Origin of the sequence: Tepidiforma sp., from assembly GCF_034432735.1 — a bacterium.
Taxonomy (GTDB): domain Bacteria; phylum Chloroflexota; class Dehalococcoidia; order Tepidiformales; family Tepidiformaceae; genus Tepidiforma.
In genome coordinates this window covers 1-3026 of the sequence record NZ_DAOUBJ010000084.1, presented here as the reverse complement: position 1 = coordinate 3026, position 3026 = coordinate 1, and the positions used below count along the sequence as shown (strand labels likewise).

Sequence of the window (3026 nt, the reverse complement as noted above, 5' to 3'; positions counted from 1 at the left end):
GTTCGATTTGATCACGGCGTCTGTGGAGGCGGGACTCGGTATCGATGCGGCGTTTACGCGGGTGATCGAGAAGGTGAAGGGGCCGTTCGCGGAGGAGCTGACGCGAACGATGCGCGAGGTGCAGATGGGGCGCGCGCGACGGGACGCGTTTCTCGACATGGCGGAGCGCACGGGCGTGGATGAGCTGCGCCAGCTCATCAATGCGATTGTGCAGGCTGAGGCAATGGGGATTTCCATCGGTGGGGTGATCCGTGTCCAGACCGGCGTGATCCGGACGAAGCGGCGTCAGCGGGCGGAGGAAGCGGCCTTCAAGGCGCCGATCAAGATGGTGTTTCCGCTCGTCTTCTTTATTTTCCCGGCGATCATGATCGTGATTGGCGGTCCAGCGATTATTCAGCTCAAGAACCTTTGATCAGCCGAATCGGTCGTACCAGAGCAGCACGACGACGGCCCCTGCCGCAAGGTAGGGGCCGTAGCTGTAAACGGCGCCGCGGCCGCGGAGGAGGATGAGGACGGCAGCCACGACGCCCGCCGCGATGATGCCAAAGACCAACGCCCGGGCGATGGCGGGCCACCCGACGAGGAGGCCGATGAGGAAGATGAGCTTTGCATCGCCGATGCCGAAGGCGGTCTCGCGCGAACGGGCGGCGGCACCGGCTATCGTGCCAAGGATGAGGAGGGCGATGCCGGCGGCGAGGCCGGCCGCGCCCCCGAGGAGGATGTCGGTGATGGAGCGGGTGGACCAGAGGGGCGCTGCAGCGAGGCTGGCGAGGATGCCAGGGTAGACGAGGAGGTTGGGGATGCGGCGGCGGTCGAAGTCGGTGGAGCTGATAGCGACGAGCAGGAGGCAGGCTGCTGCGGTGAGGGATGATTCGAGAGCGTTCGGTTGGCCGGGGCGGAAGGCGAGGGCACACACGAGGGCGCTGGCGGGGACGGCGAACGCCCGGAGTGCGAAAAGGCGGGTTCCGGAAGCGGGGTCGTCGCGAAAGGCGGCCTCCCGATAGCAACGGTGCTGGATGGCCGGGAACCAGAAACCGAGGAGGGCGCCGACGAATCCAGCGGCGATTTCGACGAGCCAATCCACGCGGCGACTATGGGCGGGAGGATGCGTACCGGCAAGCTGCCGGGGGTTCAGGGTTTCAATCTGGGGGAAGTTCGAGTTCGGCACGGAGCTCGGCGAGGAGCTCGGCGGGGATCGGTTGGAACGGCCCTCCCACCCGGTCGCTCCAGCGCCGGGCGAAGGTACGAACGGCATCGTCGGGTTCGGGCGGGGACTGCCGGGGGACGAGTGGGGAAACGCCCCCGCCCAGTGACTCGAAGGTGGCCTGGCCTTCCAGGCAGGCGAGAGCCATGCGGAGGTGCTGGAGGGTGATCGACGTTTCGAGGCGGTAGGCGGCCAAGGAGGATGCGGTCGCGAGGAGATCGGCAAGCCGGATATTGGCGCCTTGGTCTGCCACGCTATCAGTCGCCTGGGTCCTCGAGCTGCAGGTCGCGCCGGCGTCGTTGGCTGCCAGATTCGACGAAGCGCTCGACGGAGCGGGCGAATTCGAGGAGCTCGGCGGGAGACATGCTCTCCATGAGGCCGGCGGCGTAGTCGCGCAGCTCTTCTCTGAGGGACTCGACGACGGCTTTGCCACGGGGCTGGAGCCAGATGCAGATGCTGCGGCGGTCGTGCGTGGAGACTTCGCGACGGATGAAGCCGCCGCGTTCGAGGCGTTCGAGGAGTGCGGAGACGGAGGGGCGGGTGACGTAGAGGCGCTCGGCGAGCTCGGCGTTGCTGAGGCCTTCCTGTTCGGCGAGGTGCCCGAGGAGCCGAAGTTGGGTGACGGTGAGGTTTTCGCGATCCCAAATGGTGAGTCGAATCGGGTCGAGCAGGGCGCTTGCGCGGAAGAGTGCGGTGATGGCGCGTTCCTGTTCTTGGGTGCGTTGCGGACGCCTCACGAGACTCCTCCGACTGTTCGAATTCCGCCCGTGTCCCGGAGGAGGATTCTGGCGGGCGCCCCGGCGAGGCGCAAATGGGGGGCCCGACACGAGCGAGCGGGAAGAGGTTCGCATTGGGCTAACGGTTCTGCTAGACTCCGCCGGGTAGGAGGACTCGAATGAAATTCGGAATTTTCTATGAGCACCAGCTGCCGCGCCCATGGGACGACGGTGCGGAGCTCAAACTGTTCCAGGATGCGCTCGAGCAGGTGGAGCTCGCCGACCGGTTGGGGGTCGATTTTGCCTGGGAGGTGGAGCACCACTTCCTCGAGGAGTACTCGCATTCGTCCTGCCCGGAAGTGTTTTTGGCGGCGGCCAGCCAGCGGACGAAGCGGATCCGGCTCGGGCACGGGATCAAGCTGATGCCGCCGAACTACAATCCGCCGGCGCGCATTGCGGAGGAGATTGCCACCCTGGACCTCGTTTCGAACGGTCGCGTGGAGTTCGGCACGGGAGAGTCGGCTTCGCGGGCCGAACTCGAGGGGTTCAACATCAACCCGGCCGAGCGGCGGGCGATGTGGCTGGAGACGACCGAGCAGGTCTGCAACATGATGGCGATGGACCCGTATCCGGGCTACCAGGGTAAGTATTTTTCGATGCCTGTCCGAAATGTGGTGCCGAAGCCGGTCCAGAAGCCCCACCCGCCGCTGTGGGTGGCGTGCTCGAACCGGGAGACCATCCACTTGGCGGCGCAGCTTGGCATCGGGGCGCTGACGTTCGCTTTCGTCGATCCGGCGGAGGCGAAGAAATGGGTCGACGACTATTACGAGACGTTCAAACGGGAGTGCGTGCCGATCGGGCATACGGTGAACCCGAACATCGCGATGGTGACGAGCTTCTCGATTCACCACGACCGGGAGGAGGCATTCCGCCGGGGGTTCGACGGTTTCAAGTTCTTCCAGTTCGGGCTTGGCCATCATTATGTCTTCGGACACCACAAGCCGGGGCGAACGAACATTTGGGAGAACTATGAGCGGGTGAAGGCGGCGATGGGCGCTGAACAGCTCGACTTCCTGGGCGGCGGGACGGACGGTATCGGGACGCCG

The 3026-nt window shown here is 65.5% G+C and carries 5 protein-coding genes; 2 read left to right on the top strand and 3 right to left on the bottom strand.

All coding sequences use genetic code 11. The features are described from left to right. A partial coding sequence (locus VAE53_RS08305) for a type II secretion system F family protein (protein WP_322818907.1) occupies positions 1-412 on the top strand: 412 nt, incomplete at its 5' end. Here the strand turns inward: VAE53_RS08305 and VAE53_RS08300 are convergent. Genes VAE53_RS08300 through VAE53_RS08290 form a run of 3 tightly spaced genes read right to left on the bottom strand, consistent with a single transcriptional unit; the run spans position 413 to position 1941 of the window. Beyond that, entirely contained in the window at positions 413-1084 is a 672-nt protein-coding gene (locus VAE53_RS08300) for an A24 family peptidase (RefSeq protein ID WP_322818906.1), read from the bottom strand. A gap of 55 nt (positions 1085-1139) precedes the next feature. Further along, positions 1140-1457, bottom strand: a complete 318-nt coding sequence (locus tag VAE53_RS08295; RefSeq protein WP_322818905.1) for a hypothetical protein — start codon at positions 1455-1457, stop codon at positions 1140-1142. A gap of 4 nt (positions 1458-1461) precedes the next feature. Continuing rightward, a complete protein-coding gene (locus VAE53_RS08290) occupies positions 1462-1941 on the bottom strand; it encodes a MarR family transcriptional regulator (RefSeq protein ID WP_322818904.1) in 480 nt (159 codons plus the stop codon). Positions 1942-2099: 158 nt separating this feature from the next. Between VAE53_RS08290 and VAE53_RS08285 the strand changes: the two genes are divergently transcribed. Further along, positions 2100-3026: LLM class flavin-dependent oxidoreductase (locus VAE53_RS08285; RefSeq protein WP_322818903.1), on the top strand; the 927-nt coding region annotated here is incomplete at its 3' end.